This is a genomic window from Pseudomonas leptonychotis (genome assembly GCF_004920405.1).
Classification (GTDB): domain Bacteria; phylum Pseudomonadota; class Gammaproteobacteria; order Pseudomonadales; family Pseudomonadaceae; genus Aquipseudomonas; species Aquipseudomonas leptonychotis.
In genome coordinates, this window is record NZ_RFLV01000001.1 from 1,032,049 (window position 1) to 1,047,371 (window position 15,323).

Annotated in this window: 13 protein-coding genes and 1 riboswitch; of the genes, 5 read left to right on the forward strand and 8 right to left on the reverse strand. The window is 61.6% G+C overall.

What is annotated here, in order from left to right; all coding sequences use genetic code 11:
- Positions 1-120 precede the first annotated feature (120 nt).
- The 4 genes from D8779_RS04695 to thiC all read right to left on the reverse strand — a co-directional run bounded on the left by D8779_RS04695 (position 121) and on the right by thiC (position 4,773).
- Positions 121-573 (reverse strand): DUF1249 domain-containing protein, encoded by a 453-nt coding sequence (locus tag D8779_RS04695; RefSeq protein WP_136663288.1) that lies wholly within the window; start codon positions 571-573, stop codon positions 121-123.
- On the reverse strand, positions 564-1,166 hold the full coding sequence (locus tag D8779_RS04700; RefSeq protein ID WP_136663289.1) for an NUDIX domain-containing protein: 603 nt from the start codon (positions 1,164-1,166) through the stop codon (positions 564-566). The genes D8779_RS04695 and D8779_RS04700 overlap by 10 nt, the downstream gene beginning before the upstream one ends.
- Positions 1,167-1,334: 168 nt before the next feature.
- Complete coding sequence (cytX, locus tag D8779_RS04705) at positions 1,335-2,621, reverse strand: putative hydroxymethylpyrimidine transporter CytX (RefSeq protein ID WP_420875595.1); 1,287 nt, start codon at positions 2,619-2,621, stop codon at positions 1,335-1,337.
- A gap of 286 nt (positions 2,622-2,907) precedes the next feature.
- A complete protein-coding gene (gene thiC, locus D8779_RS04710) occupies positions 2,908-4,773 on the reverse strand; it encodes a phosphomethylpyrimidine synthase ThiC (RefSeq protein WP_405121181.1) in 1,866 nt (621 codons plus the stop codon).
- A gap of 125 nt (positions 4,774-4,898) precedes the next feature.
- Positions 4,899-5,005: riboswitch (TPP riboswitch) on the reverse strand.
- A gap of 218 nt (positions 5,006-5,223) precedes the next feature.
- On the opposite strand from thiC, the gene D8779_RS04715 reads away from it, so the two are divergent.
- The gene (locus tag D8779_RS04715) at positions 5,224-6,669 is read left to right on the forward strand and encodes a TolC family outer membrane protein (protein ID WP_136663291.1); all 1,446 of its coding nucleotides are present in this window, start codon (positions 5,224-5,226) and stop codon (positions 6,667-6,669) included.
- A 184-nt stretch (positions 6,670-6,853) separates the two neighbouring features.
- On the opposite strand, the gene waaA is transcribed toward D8779_RS04715, so the two are convergent.
- Together waaA and D8779_RS04725 are read right to left on the reverse strand one after the other, a co-directional pair.
- On the reverse strand, positions 6,854-8,146 hold the full coding sequence (gene waaA / locus D8779_RS04720; protein ID WP_136663292.1) for a lipid IV(A) 3-deoxy-D-manno-octulosonic acid transferase: 1,293 nt from the start codon (positions 8,144-8,146) through the stop codon (positions 6,854-6,856).
- Between the two features lie 53 nt (positions 8,147-8,199).
- Positions 8,200-9,084 (reverse strand): LysR family transcriptional regulator, encoded by an 885-nt coding sequence (locus tag D8779_RS04725; protein WP_136663293.1) that lies wholly within the window; start codon positions 9,082-9,084, stop codon positions 8,200-8,202.
- Positions 9,085-9,171: 87 nt separating this feature from the next.
- Here D8779_RS04725 and D8779_RS04730 point away from each other — a divergent pair, with 87 nt between their 5' ends.
- The 4 genes from D8779_RS04730 (at position 9,172) to D8779_RS04745 (ending at position 12,546) form a co-directional block, all read left to right on the forward strand.
- On the forward strand, positions 9,172-9,504 hold the full coding sequence (locus D8779_RS04730; protein ID WP_136663294.1) for a DMT family transporter: 333 nt from the start codon (positions 9,172-9,174) through the stop codon (positions 9,502-9,504).
- A gap of 115 nt (positions 9,505-9,619) precedes the next feature.
- The gene (locus D8779_RS04735) at positions 9,620-10,792 is read left to right on the forward strand and encodes an NAD(P)/FAD-dependent oxidoreductase (RefSeq protein ID WP_136663295.1); all 1,173 of its coding nucleotides are present in this window, start codon (positions 9,620-9,622) and stop codon (positions 10,790-10,792) included.
- On the forward strand, positions 10,792-11,607 hold the full coding sequence (locus D8779_RS04740) for an aldo/keto reductase (RefSeq protein ID WP_136663296.1): 816 nt from the start codon (positions 10,792-10,794) through the stop codon (positions 11,605-11,607). The genes D8779_RS04735 and D8779_RS04740 overlap by 1 nt, the downstream gene beginning before the upstream one ends.
- Positions 11,608-11,670: 63 nt before the next feature.
- Positions 11,671-12,546 carry a metal ABC transporter ATPase gene (locus D8779_RS04745; RefSeq protein ID WP_136663297.1) on the forward strand — a complete coding sequence of 292 codons (876 nt, stop codon included), beginning with the start codon at positions 11,671-11,673 and terminating at the stop codon, positions 12,544-12,546.
- Between the two features lie 206 nt (positions 12,547-12,752).
- On the opposite strand, the gene D8779_RS04750 is transcribed toward D8779_RS04745, so the two are convergent.
- Together D8779_RS04750 and D8779_RS04755 are read right to left on the reverse strand one after the other, a co-directional pair.
- Positions 12,753-13,961 carry an acyl-CoA dehydrogenase family protein gene (locus D8779_RS04750; protein WP_136663298.1) on the reverse strand — a complete coding sequence of 403 codons (1,209 nt, stop codon included), beginning with the start codon at positions 13,959-13,961 and terminating at the stop codon, positions 12,753-12,755.
- A gap of 13 nt (positions 13,962-13,974) precedes the next feature.
- Entirely contained in the window at positions 13,975-15,258 is a 1,284-nt protein-coding gene (locus D8779_RS04755) for an acyl-CoA dehydrogenase family protein (protein ID WP_136663299.1), read from the reverse strand.
- Between the last annotated feature and the right edge of the window lie 65 nt (positions 15,259-15,323).

Consider the following 15,323-nt stretch of genomic DNA (forward strand, 5'->3'; position numbering starts at 1 on the left):
TAGCCCGGCCCACGGTAAACCCGTGAAAGGGGAATAGGTCACAGAACGTCCGCTGTAAATCCAGCGACTGCCTTTAAGGCTAGCTTGCCTAGGACGGCTTATCACCCTGGATTTACTGAACTAACGGACAGGTTCCAGCTCATGTCCACAGGCCAAGCAGTGGCTTAGCCATTCACCCAAAAACAGATTGAGTTGGGTCTTTTCATCCGGCTGATGCATCGCCGCATTGGGATACGGATAGATCCCACGAAAGCGCCGCGCGCTTTGCGCCCCAATCACTTCAGCCATGCGTGCATCGTGATACACCCGCACTTCCATCTGCGGCACCGGCAGCCATGCCAGGCTGTGCTCCTGGCGCACGGAGAGCGTCGACGTGTAGGGGCAGCTTTCCAGCACTTCCAGCGCCAGCACGCCAAGCAAACGCTCACCCTGGCTCAAGGCCACACGGCGCGGCGCCGCCCCCTCGCGCATCGCCGGCAACAGCTGCATCAGCCGCGCATAATTAGCCTCGCAAGCGGCCTGCAGCTCGACCAGGTCGACCCGATAGCGCTCGCGCAGCAGGTTCACGACCACAGCCCCCGCACTTCAACACGGTTCAACGCCAACCATTGCAGCGCAATGATGCTGGCGGCGTTGTCGATACGCCCGTCCTTGACTGCATCCAAAGCATCCTCGAGCGGCCAAACATGCACACGAATATCCTCGCCCTCTTCAGCCAGGCCATACACGCCACCCGCCCCTTCGCTGTCACAACGGCCGATAAACAGATGCACGCGCTCACTCGAGCCACCGGGCGACGGGTAGTACTGGGTAATGGGCCACAAGGAACTCAACGGTAGATTGGCTTCCTCCAGCGCTTCGCGACGGGCCACTTCTTCCGGCTGCTCGTCCTTGTCGATCAGGCCCGCCACCAACTCCAGCAGCCAGGGATTGGCACTCTTGCTCAGCGCGCCAACGCGGAACTGCTCGATCAACACCACACAATCACGCTGCGGATCGTAGGGCAGCACACAGACGGCATCATGTCGCACGAACAGCTCGCGATTGAGTTCCGGCCCCATGTCACCGGCAAACTGACGATGGCGCAGGCGCAGGCGCTCAAGCTTGTAGAAGCCACTAAAACAGGTCTCGCGCTCCAGCACTTGGACATCATCTTGAGCATTCATCGCAAACTCCAACAGACTGTACGGACCTAAGCAACAGCAGGCCTTAGCGGCCTGCGTGTTCGGCGCAGCTTACACGCTGCCTGCACAGGCCTGACAAGCTACCGCCTCGACTGTACTGCAAACAGGCGCACTTTTTATGCCGTAACCACTACGCGCCGACCGACGCGCTCAGCGGATAACCGTGCGGCGCTTACGACTCAGATGCCCCAGTACTAACTGTAGCCCCGCCGCCACTAAGAACGCGGGCAAGGTGGCACCGATGTCCGGCGCATAATGGCTGAGCAGGTGATAAATCACCGCCCCACTGCCCCAGGCCAGCATCGTATCGCCACGCCAGGCGCAAACGGGAGCCAGCTCGGCTCGGCGACGGCGCAAAATAAAGTGGTCAACCAACACCACACCAAACAGCGGCGCAAACACCGAGCCGATCAACAGCAGAAAATTCTGATACTCGGCCAGCGGTGCCAGCCAAGCAATCAGAGTGCACAACACTCCGATCGCCAGGGCCAATGACTCAACCCGCAGCGGCAGCACGATCCCGGCGGAAACTGCGGCCGAATGGATGTCGGCGAAGGCGTTTTCCGACTCATCGAGCAGAATCAGCAGCAGCGGAATGCCCAGACCAGCACCAGCCAGCGCCAGCAGCAGCGCGTTGGCCTCGGCACCGCTGGCAAACGCCAGGGTATAGGCCACGCCCAGGCTCATCAGCCACACATTACCCAGGAAAAAACCCAGCGCCGTACCACCAAACACCCGCACCGCACTCTTGCCGAAGCGCGAATAGTCGGCAATTAGCGGCAACCAAGACAGCGGCATGGCAATCGCAATATCAAAGCCCAGGGCAAAGGGCATCGAACCATCACCACCACGCGCCCAGATGCTGGCCAGATCAGCCTTATCGAACAGGTTCCAGGTCAGCCACAGGCACGCCCCGAGCAACAACCAAATGCCCCACTTGCGTAATATTTTGCGCACGAAGGTCAGCGGCCCGGTGACTGCCAGCAATGTGGCCAGCGCGCCAAAAAATAGCGTCCACAGCAGCGGGTTGCTCCAACCAGTGCCCGCGCCGAATGCGCGCTCAGCCAAAACACCGGCGGCATCACGCATCACGATGATCTCAAACGCGCCCCAGCCAATCAGCTGCAACACATTGAGCAAGGCCGGCAACAGCGCCCCTTTGCTGCCCAGGCTGAGCTTCAAAGCGGCCATGCTGGAGCGACCGGTATCACTGCCGATCACGGCCACAGCGCCCAGCAACAGCACGCCAACGGCCGTGCCGCAGGCAATCGCCAGCAACGCGCCACTCATGCCCAACCCCGGCGCCAGCAAGGCCCCGAGCTGCAAGACCATCAAGCCGATACCCAGGGAGAACCACAGGGAGAACATGTCCCGTGCACCCAGCACACGCTGGTTACTGCCCACGCTTTGGTGCGGGGAGTAGGTGTTGGTCGTCATCACGATAAAAACCACCTCAGAAAAAAATAAAAACCACCCAGGGCGCAAACCCTGGGTGGTGTTTCGATCAAACCAGACTTACGCCTTAGAGCCTGCTCAACGTCTCGCGAGCTAAAGCCAGACAAGGCACAACGACCAGCGGGAGTAACAGCCGCTAGGCTGGCCCGCAGGGTGAGCGCCAGCGAGTCAAATGACCGAGGGAGCGGAGTTTACGGGCTGTAAATGAGCATCCCGAGGTCATTTTTAACGCTGGATGGCCGACGCGCAGCAGACTTTGACCTGGCTCTCAGACCTTGTGGTACAGCTCACTGCCCTGCGACTTGAACTCAGCCGCCTTGGCCTGCATGCCCAACTCCGCCTCATCCAGCTCCAGTGCGGCGATACGCTGCTCTTCAGCGTAGACCCGCACTTCCTGGGTGATCTTCATCGAGCAGAACTTCGGCCCGCACATGGAGCAGAAATGCGCGACCTTGGCCGAATCCTTCGGCAGGGTTTCGTCGTGGTAGCTGCGCGCCGTGTCCGGATCGAGGCCGAGGTTGAACTGGTCTTCCCAGCGGAATTCGAAGCGCGCCTTGCTCAATGCGTTGTCGCGGATCTGCGCGCCCGGATGGCCCTTGGCCAAGTCCGCAGCATGGGCGGCGATCTTGTAAGTGATGATGCCGGTCTTGACGTCATCCTTGTTCGGCAGGCCGAGGTGCTCCTTGGGCGTGACGTAGCAGAGCATGGCGCAACCGAACCAGCCGATCATCGCCGCACCGATGCCGCTGGTGATGTGGTCGTAGCCCGGTGCAATGTCGGTGGTCAGCGGGCCGAGTGTGTAGAACGGCGCCTCATCACAGCATTCCAGCTGCTTATCCATGTTCTCTTTGATCAACTGCATCGGCACATGGCCCGGGCCTTCGATCATGCATTGCACGTCGTGTTTCCAAGCGATCTTGGTCAGCTCGCCGAGGGTTTCCAGCTCGCCAAACTGCGCTTCATCGTTGGCGTCGGCAATCGAACCCGGACGCAGGCCATCACCCAGCGAGAAGCTGACGTCGTAGGCCTTCATGATTTCGCAGATGTCTTCGAAATGGGTGTAGAGGAAGTTCTCTTTATGGTGCGCCAGGCACCACTTGGCCATGATCGAGCCGCCGCGCGAAACGATGCCGGTGACGCGCTTGGCGGTCATCGGCACATAGCGCAGCAGCACACCGGCGTGGATGGTGAAGTAGTCCACGCCCTGCTCGGCCTGCTCGATCAGGGTGTCGCGGAACAGCTCCCAGGTCAGCTCTTCGGCGGCGCCGCCGACTTTCTCCAGGGCCTGATAAATCGGCACGGTACCGATTGGCACCGGCGAGTTACGGATGATCCACTCGCGGGTTTCGTGAATGTGTTTGCCGGTGGACAGGTCCATGACCGTGTCCGAACCCCAGCGAATACCCCAGGTCAGCTTGGCCACTTCCTCTTCAATCGAAGAACCCAGCGCCGAGTTGCCGATATTGCCGTTGATCTTCACCAGGAAGTTACGGCCGATGATCATCGGTTCCAGTTCGGTGTGGTTGATGTTGGCCGGGATGATCGCGCGACCTCGGGCGATCTCGTCACGCACGAATTCCGGAGTAATGATTTTCGGCACACTGGCGCCGAAGCTGTTACCGGGGTGCTGTTGCTCGAGCAGGCCGGCGGCGCGCGCCACTTCCAGCTTCATGTTCTCGCGGATGGCGACGTATTCCATCTCGGCGGTGATGATGCCTTTGCGCGCGTAGTGCATCTGGCTGACGTTAGCGCCGGCCTTGGCGCGGCGCGGGTTATTCACGTGAGCGAAACGCAGCTTGGTCAGCTCGGCATCGGCCAGGCGCTGCTGGCCGAAGTTCGAACTCAGACCCGGTAAACGCTCGGTGTCACCACGGGATTCAATCCACGGAGAGCGCACATCGCCCAAGCCTTTGCGCACATCAATGATCACGTTCGGGTCGGTGTACGGGCCGGACGTGTCGTAGACCACTACCGGGGCGTTAATCTCACCGCCGAAGTCGGTGGGGGTGACATCCAGGCTGATTTCCCGCATTGGCACCAGAATGTCCGGGCGCGAACCCTGAACATAGACTTTCTGCGAACGGGTGAAGGGCTGGATCGACTGCTGGTCGACCTGGGCGGATTCACTCAACATCGGGTTCAGATTTTTTTCTTGTGTGCTCATCGGCGGCTCTCCGGGGCTGAATGTCGGAGCGAACCTGGGAGGGATGAGCAGCGTGAGGCGCACCTGGGGCGGTGCCAGAGGGCGCGGCCGAGAAAAGGCGAGCCCATCTTGTTCCCTACGCAGGCTTTAACCTGATCAGGTTCAACGGGATCCGGCAGCTGCCAATCTCAGCCCCGCAATTGGGGCACCCCGACAAGAACGGCGTCAGTCTAATCAACCCCACGCAAGAAAACCAACCCGCGAGTCAAATATTCATGACCCACACGTCGGATAATGACGACGCGAGCAAAGCCACCTAATTTATTACCCTCAGGCAACATAGCTTGTTGCAAACTACACTGCAGCCGCCACAACGGCCCTTGACCCTCTGGGCACGGCCCCTTAGCCTTGCTGATTACCGCCAAATTCAGGATCACCCTCATGTTGCGCAGACTCTCTCTGGCTCTCGCCGTGGCCGCCGCGTCCAACGGAATGGCCTGGGCTGCTGAACAAGCCCCACTGTCCACCAAAACTGACCTGGTCACGGTTTACCAGGAAGCTGCTGCCAACAATGCTGATCTGGCCGCTGCCCGTGCTGACTATGCCGCGCGCCGTGAAGTGGTTCCTCAGGCCCGTGCCGGCTTGCTGCCGAACCTATCGGCCGGCGCCAACATGAGCGACACCCGCACCCAGGTTGACTCGCCCGCCAACACCAGCTCGCGCAGCGGTACGGTGTACCAGGCCAACCTCAGCCAGCCGCTGTTCCGTGCTGATCGCTGGTTCCAGCTGCAAGCCGCACAAGCCACCGACGAGCAAGCTGCGCTAGAGCTGTCTGCAACCGAACAAAATCTTATTCTGCAAAGTGCTGAGTCGTATTTCGCCGTGCTGCGCGCGCAAGACAACCTGGCATCGACCAAGGCTGAAGAAGCCGCATTCAAGCGCCAACTGGATCAGTCCAACGAGCGCTTCGATGTGGGACTGTCGGATAAAACCGATGTACTGGAAGCCCAAGCCGGCTTCGACACCGCCCGCGCCAACCGCATCATCGCCCAACAACAGGTGGAAGATGCCTTCGAGGCTCTGATCACCCTGACCAACCGCGATTTCGCATCTCTGGAAGGCATCGAGCACAGCTTGCCGATTCTCGCACCCACGCCTAACGACGCCAAAGCCTGGGTCGATACCGCCGCGGCGCAGAACCTCAACCTGCAGGCCAGCAACTACGCCGTCGAAGCCGCCGAAGAGACCCTGCGCCAACGCAAGTCCGGCCACGCACCGACCCTGGATGCCGTAGCCAGCTACCAGAAAGGCGACAACGACAGCCTGGGCTTCAGCAACTCGGGCGCGCCTGGCCAGGCGCGCTTCGGTGGTGACGTTGAACAACGCTCCATCGGCCTGCAACTGAATATCCCGCTGTACAGCGGCGGCCTGACCAGCTCGCAGGTGCGTGAGTCGTATCAGCGCCTGAATCAGAGTGAGCAATTGCGTGAAAGCCTGCGCCGCCAAGTGGTGCAGAACACCCGCAACCTGCACCGCGCGGTCAACACCGACGTGGAAACCGTGCAGGCGCGTAAGCAGTCGATCATCTCCAACCAGAGCGCCCTGGAAGCCACTGAAATCGGCTACCAAGTTGGCACGCGCAATATCGTTGACGTGCTCGATGCTCAGCGCCAGCTGTACAGCTCGGTGCGCAACTACAACAACGCGCGTTACGACTACATCCTCAACAACCTGCGTTTGAAGCAGGCCGCCGGCACTCTCAGCCCGGACGACCTAGCTGCCCTGGAGCAGTACCTGAAATCCGACTACAACCCGGATAAAGACTTCCTGCCGCCAGACCTGGCCAAGGCTGCCGAAGCCCAGCTGCGCGGTAACCCGCAATACTGAGTTGAGCATGAAGAAAAAGCCCGCTGAATTCAGCGGGCTTTTTCTTGGGTAGCTCTTTTTCGCGACCTTGGCCGCAACGCAAAAAGATGGCCACAGCATCAGTGGCAGGCGCTTTAGCGGCGAGCGGTTAACCGCGACTGTCGCGACGAAAGGCCCTCCCACCAATAGGTGCCCGTCTCCTATCTCACTGCTTGCTCTTCATCAACTGCCCCAGCCCAGCCAACAAACGCGCCAGCGCACCTTGATTAGCCTGCATCACCGCCAATCCCGCATTACGCATGGCCTGCGCCGCCTCAGGCTCACGCCATAACTGAGCAACACGCTGCGCCAGCGCGTCAGCATCTGCCACTTCGCTCAACGCACCAGCAGCACGCAACTGCGCGGCAATGTCCAAGAAGTTAAACAGATGCGGCCCGCTCAACACCGGCTTACCCAGCGCGGCCGGCTCCAGCAGGTTATGCCCACCATTGGCCACCAGGCTGCCGCCGACAAAGGTGATATCGGCCAGGGCGTAGAGAAACAGCAGCTCGCCCATGGTGTCGCCAAGCAGCACTTGATCAGTGACCTGCACTGCTTCGCCGGTAGAGCGACGTAAAGTGCTGAAGCCTTGCCGCTGGCACAGCTCAAACACCGCGTTGAAACGCTCAGGATGACGCGGCACCAGAATCAGCAATGCATCGGGCTTGTGCTTGAGCAGCTCACGGTGAGCTGCGAGAACGATCTCGTCTTCACCGGCATGCGTGCTTGCAGCTATCCATACCGGGCGCTGCGTAGCCTGCCATTGCTCACGCAAGGCCGCGGCGCGCGTGAGCAAATCTGGATCAATGGTTAGATCGAACTTGATCGAGCCAGTGACCTCGACGCACTCCGGTCGAGCGCCAAGACTGCGAAAACGCTCGGCTTCTAGTGCCGTTTGCACGGCAAGCAAATCCAGCTCAGCGAGCATTGGCGCGGTGAGCTTGGCAAAGCGCGCGTAACCCCGTGCCGAGCGCTCGGACAACCGCGCATTGGCCAGCGCCACAGGGATGCCGCGCTTGGCACATTGGTGAATATGGTTGGGCCACAACTCGGTTTCCATGATCACTGCCAGCTTAGGCTGCACCCGCTTGAGAAACCGCGCCGCCGCCCACGGCAAGTCATAGGGCAGGTAGCAGTGCTGCACGCGGCCGGCATACTCCGCGCCGCCGAACAGCGCCTGAATACGCTCCGAGCCGGTCGGGGTCATGCACGTCATGGTGATCGGCATATCCGGGTAGCGCATCAGCAATTCGCGCACCAGCGGCGCGGCGGCGATGCTCTCGCCCACCGACACCGCATGCAGCCAGATGCCACCGGTTTTAAACGGCGGCAAGCCAAGGGCAAAGCGCTCGCCGATACGCTTGGCATAAGCCGGCGCCTGCCAGGCACGCCAGGCTAAACGCCCGGCCACCAGTGGCAGGCCGAGATGAAACAGCAGGGTGTAGAGGCTTCTATTCATGGCGCGCAGCTTATGCACTTTGGCCACTATCGTCGAGCCAGGCGCAGGCCTCCTCAGCCAATCGCCTGTAGATGCTCGGCAAAGCACTCCGCCAGCCACAACGCCGCCGGCCCGAGCGCCTCATCCCGCCTGCAGACCAGCTCCACCACCAGCGGCGGCGGGGTCCAATCGCTGCTCAACTCCACCAACTGATTCTGATAGGTCGGATACTGCACCACGTGACGCGGCAACCAAGCCCAGCCCAAATTACGCATCAGCAGCTCGGCCATGACGTAGAAGCTGTCAGCACGCCAGACCGACGGACTGAGCTGCTCACCGCCGGGGTAGTGGCTGTCCTGCGGCGCCATTAGCAGCTGGCGATGGCGTGCCAGCTCTCGCCGATCAACATGTTCGAAATGCGCCAAGGCATGCCCTGCACCACACACCGTCACCATCTCGATGGTGCCCAGACGTTGGCGCTCAAGCGCGTCGGGCATGTGTTCGTGGTGGAACAGCAGGCCTAGGTCGGCGCGATGCTCCAGCAGCTTGCGCGCCACATCGCCCTGGGCGCCACTGGCCAGCTGCACCTCCAACAGCGGGAACTTCTGGGCCAGCGCCTCCAGGCTGTCGAGCACCGGCTGATAAGGCATGGCCTCATCCTGCGCCAAACGCAGGCGCACCTCCTCGCCGCGCACCAGCCCCAACGCCCGCCCGTCAAGACGCTCGCATTGACGTAACACCTCACGCGCCTCCTCCAGCAACGCCCCACCGGCATCCGTCAGGCGCGGTTGACGGCCACTGCTGCGCTCAAAGAGCAGCACGCCCAGATCCGCCTCAAGCAAGGCAATCGCATTGCTCACCGCCGACTGCGCCTTGTGTATCTGGCGGCCAACAGCCGAAAACGAGTGCCCTTCGGCGACGCTGACAAACAGGCGGATCTGCTCCAGGTTCCACTGCATAACCCATCTCCAATTCAGATAGGTAATGACTTTATCCTATCCGCTAAATATCTAGAATGGCGTGCAGACCACACAGGAGGCCACACCATGGGCGGCTATCTCTATCTCGCAATTGCCATCACCGCTGAAGTCATCGCCACTACGTCGATGAAAGCCCTGGATGGTTTCAACAAACCTCTACCACTGTTACTGGTCATCGTCGGCTACAGCATTTCGTTCTGGATGCTCAGCCTGGTGGTAAAGACCATTCCGGTCGGCGTTGCCTATGCGGTATGGGCGGGCTTAGGCATCGTGCTGGTGAGTATTGCGGCAGTGTTTCTTTACCAGCAGCGCCTCGATTTGCCCGCCATGCTCGGCATGGGCTTGATCGTCGCCGGCGTGGTAGTGATTCAGCTGTTCTCGCAGAGCGTCGGCCACTGAGAGCCGACTCACGCCTGCTGCACGTCGACTCTGTGGCGTTAAAAACAGGCTTCGAGGCAAGGCGGCAGCGCGAGCGGGTTATACTGCGCGCCTGTTTTCTCGGTGAGACGCATGCATGTCCCAGGCATTAAGCACTGATGTTTTGATCATTGGCGGCGGTGTGGCAGGCCTCTGGCTAAATGCGCGTTTACGCCGCCAGGGTTTTGCCACTGTGCTGGTGGAAAATGCCCGCCTCGGCGGCGGGCAGAGCGTGAAATCCCAAGGCATCATCCACGGCGGCGCCAAGTACGCGCTGCATGGCGCGTTGACCGGCGCCTCCGAAGCCATCGCCGATATGCCACGGCGTTGGCGCGAGGCCCTGGCCGGTAGCGGCGAGTTGGACCTCACGGGCGTACGCCTGCTCTCCGACGCCCACTACCTGTGGTCGCCCGGCAGCCTGGCCGGCAATATCACCAGTTTCTTTGCCAGCAAGGCCGTGCGCGGCCGGGTTGATCAGGTCAAGGGCGAGCAATTACCTCCCGCCCTGCAACACCCAAAATTCAAGGGCAAGGTCTATCGCCTGGCCGAGCTGGTGCTGGATGTACCGAGCCTGATCAGCCGCCTCAGCGCGCTGGCCGGCGATGGCCTGATGGCCGCCGAGCGCATCGAACCGTTGCGAGAACAGGGCGAACTGACCGGGCTGATCGTCGATGGGCGCGAGATACGTGCGCAGCGCATCGTGCTCAGCGCCGGTCGCGGCAATGCCGAACTGCTGAGCAGCCTCGGCCTGAGCCAACCCCCCCAGCAGCTACGACCGCTGCATATGGTTCTGGTCAAAGGGCCGACGTTGAAGCCGCTGTATGCCCACTGCTTAGGCGGTGGGCCGAAACCGCGCGTGACCATCACCACCCACCCCGCCGCTGATGGCCAATGGGTCTGGTACCTCGGTGGCGACTTAGCCGAAGCAGAGGGTGTGGCCCGCAATGAGGCGGCGCAAATCCAGGCGGCGCAGAAAGAGCTGGCCGAGCTGCTACCGTGGGTCGACCTGTCGGCCGCGCAATGGGCCACGCTAAGAGTGGAACGCGCCGAGCCGGCGCAGTCGGGCCTAGTCCGCCCCGATAACGCCTTCCTGCACGAACAGAGCAAACTGCTGGTGGGCTGGCCAACTAAACTGGCTTTAGCCCCGGATTTCGCCGACCGCGTACTGACCGCCCTTAACCGTGACGGTATTCAGCCCGCACAGCATTCGCCACTGCCGGCGTTGCCACGCCCGATCGTCGCCGCCCCGGCCTGGGAGGAACTGTTCTGATGCACCCACTGCACAGTTTGCACAACCTGCACCGCCCACTGGGCACAACCGGCTTACGGGTCTCACCACTGGGCCTGGGCACCGTCAAGTTAGGGCGTGACCAAGGGGTGAAGTACCCCCACGGCTTTACCATCCCCAGTGATGCCGCGGCGCGCGACCTGCTGGCGCAGGCTCATGACCTGGGCATTAACCTGATCGACACCGCGCCAGCCTACGGCACCAGTGAAACGCGCCTCGGCCCGTTGCTGCGGGGGCAGCGCCAACATTGGGTAATAGCCAGCAAAGTCGGTGAAGAGTACGACGCTGGCCAGTCGCATTTCGACTTCAGCCCGACGCACACACGCTTCTCGGTGGAGCGCAGCCTCAAGCGCCTGGAAACCGACTTTATCGACCTGGTACTGGTGCACTCTGACGGCAATGATGTGGCGATTTTGCGCGACAGTGGCGTGTACGAAACCCTCGCCGAACTCAAACGCGAAGGCAAAATTCGCGCTTTCGGCCTTTCCGGAAAAACCGTCGAAGGTGGCCTACTGGCATTGGAGCTGGGCGACTGCGCGATGGTCACCTACAACCTCAATGAGCAGGCCGAACAGGCCGTGCTGGATTACGCGGCCCTGCATGGCAAAGGCATCCTGATCAAAAAAGCCCTGGCCAGCGGCCACGCCTGCCTGGCCGGCACCGACCCTGTGCGGGCCAGCTTCGAGTTGATTTTTGGCCACCCCGCCGCCGCCAGCGCGATTATCGGCACCATCAACCCGCAGCATCTGGCGCATAACGTCGCCAGCGCCGCCGCTGTAATTCAGGATATTGCTTAACCATTCAGGCCCGCTCATCTGTGCCAAGCTCACAGGCCGTACCCATGCCCGCGAGGAGTTGCGATGCCGCGCACCCTGACCCGAAAAGACCCCAGCAACTTCAAGACCCTGCAACTGTTGGTCGAAGCCAGCCCGGAAGGCTTGAGCTATCAGGGTATGGGCATGCCGCTCAACTTTGCCCAGGTACTGGAGAAGCGCAAACCGGTGACGGTAGCCGATAACCAGCGCTTTAGCGTGGAGCTGGCTAACCTGGGTGTTTCGGTGCGTCTGACCCTCAGCTGGCAAGGCCGAGAATACTGGGTGCTGGTGCGTCAGCGCCGGGCCGACCGTGGCGACGTGGTGCTCAAACTGATCTCCGGCTACGTGCCGGCCCATGAACTCAACCTGCCGCTGCTCACCGCGATCCAGGAAGTGGCCGAAGAATGTCTGCTGGAAACCCCAGACGGCTGGCTGAGCGGCCGCTTTGGCGACACCTGGCTGCCAACCCCCTACCAGAGCAGCCTCCGCTACCGGGAAAGCGTCCACTTCAACCTGCGCTCACTGTCCGGCGCAGCGCGGCCGGTGCAATGCGGCAACCTCAAGTTACTTGAACGCCCACGCGCCTATGTGCACCTGCCAACCGCCTCACTGCAACTGGTGTATGACCTGCGCCTGGACCTGCCCAAGGAAACGCGTGAACTCAGCCTGTTGCACGTCGACGAACACCTTGAGGGCGGCCAACTGATCGCCCGCCTCAACCGCGCCCGCCCCGACCTGTTTCTGATCCCGCTGGATCAGGGCCGCCCGACCACCGAGCTACTGACCCTTAAGCAAGGCCAACTATCACCTGCCAGCACCCGCGGCCTGTGGTTGGCGGAAAGCTTTGCGCCACAGGATGGCTGGCTGGTACGCGATGAACGTATCCGCTGGAAGGATTGGCTCAGCCTGCAAGGAATTTGAACGCAGGCGCGGATGCAATCTGCAACGGGCCAAATCCGTAGGGTGGATGACGTTCTTTTCATCCACCTTTACCGCGGATCGGTGGATGGGTGAAGCGCCATCCACCCTACAACTGGCTCGCGCAGACGCAAAAAAGCCCCACCTAAGCAGGGCAAAAGGGATGCTTCAAGCATGCAGGCTGAGTTTCACCCCGCCTGCATAAACGACTACTTCAACTCGCTGGAACTCTTGCCCAGCAAACGCCGCGCGACGATCAGTAACTGGATCTGCTGAGTGCCTTCGAAGATGTCGAGAATCTTCGAATCACGCGCCCACTTCTCCAGCAGCTCATCCTCGCCATAGCCCAAGGCGCCGGCCAGCTCGACGCATTTCAGCGTCACCTCATTGGCCACGCGCCCAGCCTTGGCCTTGGCGATGGACGCTTCCTTGGAGTTGGGCAACTTGTTGTCGGCCATCCAGGCAGCTTTTAGGGTCAACAGGCGCGCGGCTTCCCATTCGGCTTCTAGGCGATACAGCGTCGCTTCGGCATGGCTGACACTCAGCAGCGGCGCGCGGTAATCCAGCTTGCACACTTTTTTCAGCAGTTCGCGGGTGCGGTCCAGCGAAGCCTTGGCCACCCCTACCGCCATGCCGGCTACCAACGGACGGGTGTTATCGAAGGTTTCCATCACGCCGGCGAAACCCTTTTGTACATCGATCTCTGGGTTGCCGAGCAGGTTGGCCGCAGGCACCCGGCAGTCGCTAAAGCTGATCGCGGCGGTGTCGGAAGCCTTGATACCGAGCTTCTTCTCCAGGCGTGTGACGCTCATCCCCGGCGTGCCGTGTTCCACCACAAAGGATTTGATTGCCGCACGCCCTAGGCTCTTGTCCAGCGTGGCCCAGACGACTACGGAGTCGGCGCGCTCGCCGGAAGTGACGTAGATTTTCTCGCCGTTGAGCACATAGTGATCGCCATCCTTGATCGCCGTGGTGCGAATCGCCGCCGAATCCGAGCCGCAGCCCGGCTCGGTAATCGCCATGGCCGCCCAGGTGCCTCCGAAGCGCGCCAATTGCTCATCATTAGCCACCGCGGCAATCGCCGCATTGCCCAAGCCTTGGCGCGGCATGGCCAGGAGCAGGCCGACATCGCCCCAGCACAGCTCCATCACCCCGAGCAGGGCAGACATGTTGCCGCCATTCTTGATGCCTTCTTGCTGCTCACGGGCCGCGCCGCGCTTGCTTGCGGAGGTGGCACCAATGGCGTCCGGCGAGCCGGCATTCATACCGTCGAGCAACGCCGCCAGCAGGTCCAACTCCTTGGGATAGGCGTGCTCGGCCTTGTCGTACTTGCGCGAAATCGGCCGAAAATAGTGCTCCGCCACCTGATGGGCCTGATTGACCAGGCCACGGAATTTCTTTGGGGTTTCCAGATTCATTTTTGAGGCGCCCTTAGAGCTGGAGGCCGCCGGCCATAATCGCCAGCGCACGCAAATCGCGGTACCAGCGCTCGGCTGGATGTTCTTTGGTAAAACCATGGCCACCGAGCAGTTGCACCGCGTCGGTGCCAATCTTCATGGCTTTTTCGCTGCACAACAGGCGTGCCAGATAGGCTTCACGCTGGAACGGCAAACCCTGCTCGGCGCGGGCACAGGCGCGCCAGACCATCAGGCGCATGGCATCAATCTCCACGGCCATATCCGCGACCATAAAAGCCACGCCCTGGCGATGACTGATCGGCTCACCAAAGGCCACACGCTCGTTGCAATAAGGCACCACATAATCCAGCGCCGCCTGCGCCGTGCCCACGGCCAGGGCGCACCAGGCCAGGCCGGCGTAATCGAGAAAACTCTGGTAGTTGAAATCCTCAGCCGCCAGACGCGCATCCAGCGGCACCTTGACGCTGTTCAGGCGCAAGCGCGCAGTGCCGCCCGCTTTCAGGCCCATGCCCGGTTGCGAGCTGCGCTGCAGGCCCTTAGCTCCGGCTTCGACAATAAACAGCGCTGGGCCGTCAGTCGCTTGCGCCGCCACAATCAACTGGCTGGCATCCAGGCCACGCAGCACTAAGCTCTTCTCACCGCTGAGCACGTAGTGCTTGCCACGCTTGCGCGCCCGCGTGGCCAGTTTGTGTGGGTCAAACAGCGGGGTCGGTTCATTGACCGCAATAGCCATTACCGGCGCGGGGTCGTCGCCAACAAAGGCCGGCAGCCAGCGTGCCTGTTGCGCAGCATTGCCCCAGCGGCGAATGCAGTTGGCCGCCGACAAGGGCACCAATAATGCGGCAGCCAGAGACAGATCACCCTTGCCCAGCGCCTCGGCGATCAACGCGTTGCTCAAGGTGGTGCGCTCGCCCGCCATGCCGCCCTGGGCTTCGCTGACGGCGTAGTGAGTCAACCCCAGCTCATGCGCCTGGTTAAGCAACGCGGCCGGTAGCACGGCCTGTTCGTCAGCATCATGGGCCAGTGGGCGCAGCACTTCGCCGGCGAATGCTTCGAGCATTTCCACCAGCATCTGCTGCTCATCGGAGAGGGACAGGTCGAACAGCGCGTCAAGGTCAGCCGGGCGCGCCACCTTGGCGGTTTTTCCCGCACGCTGCGCGGCCGCACGAAAGCTCGCGCGACTGCCGGTGTAGATCAGTTTCTCGACAGGTTTGCGCAGCTTCAGGCGATCCGGCCAGTCGGCCTGAGCGAAGCGGTTGAGCATTGCCAGGGCACGGCCCTGTACATCGGAAGTCATGGCATCTCGCTCCATACGGGGGATGCCGATGATCATGCGCGCGGTCAGCGCACGCGCCTATGACC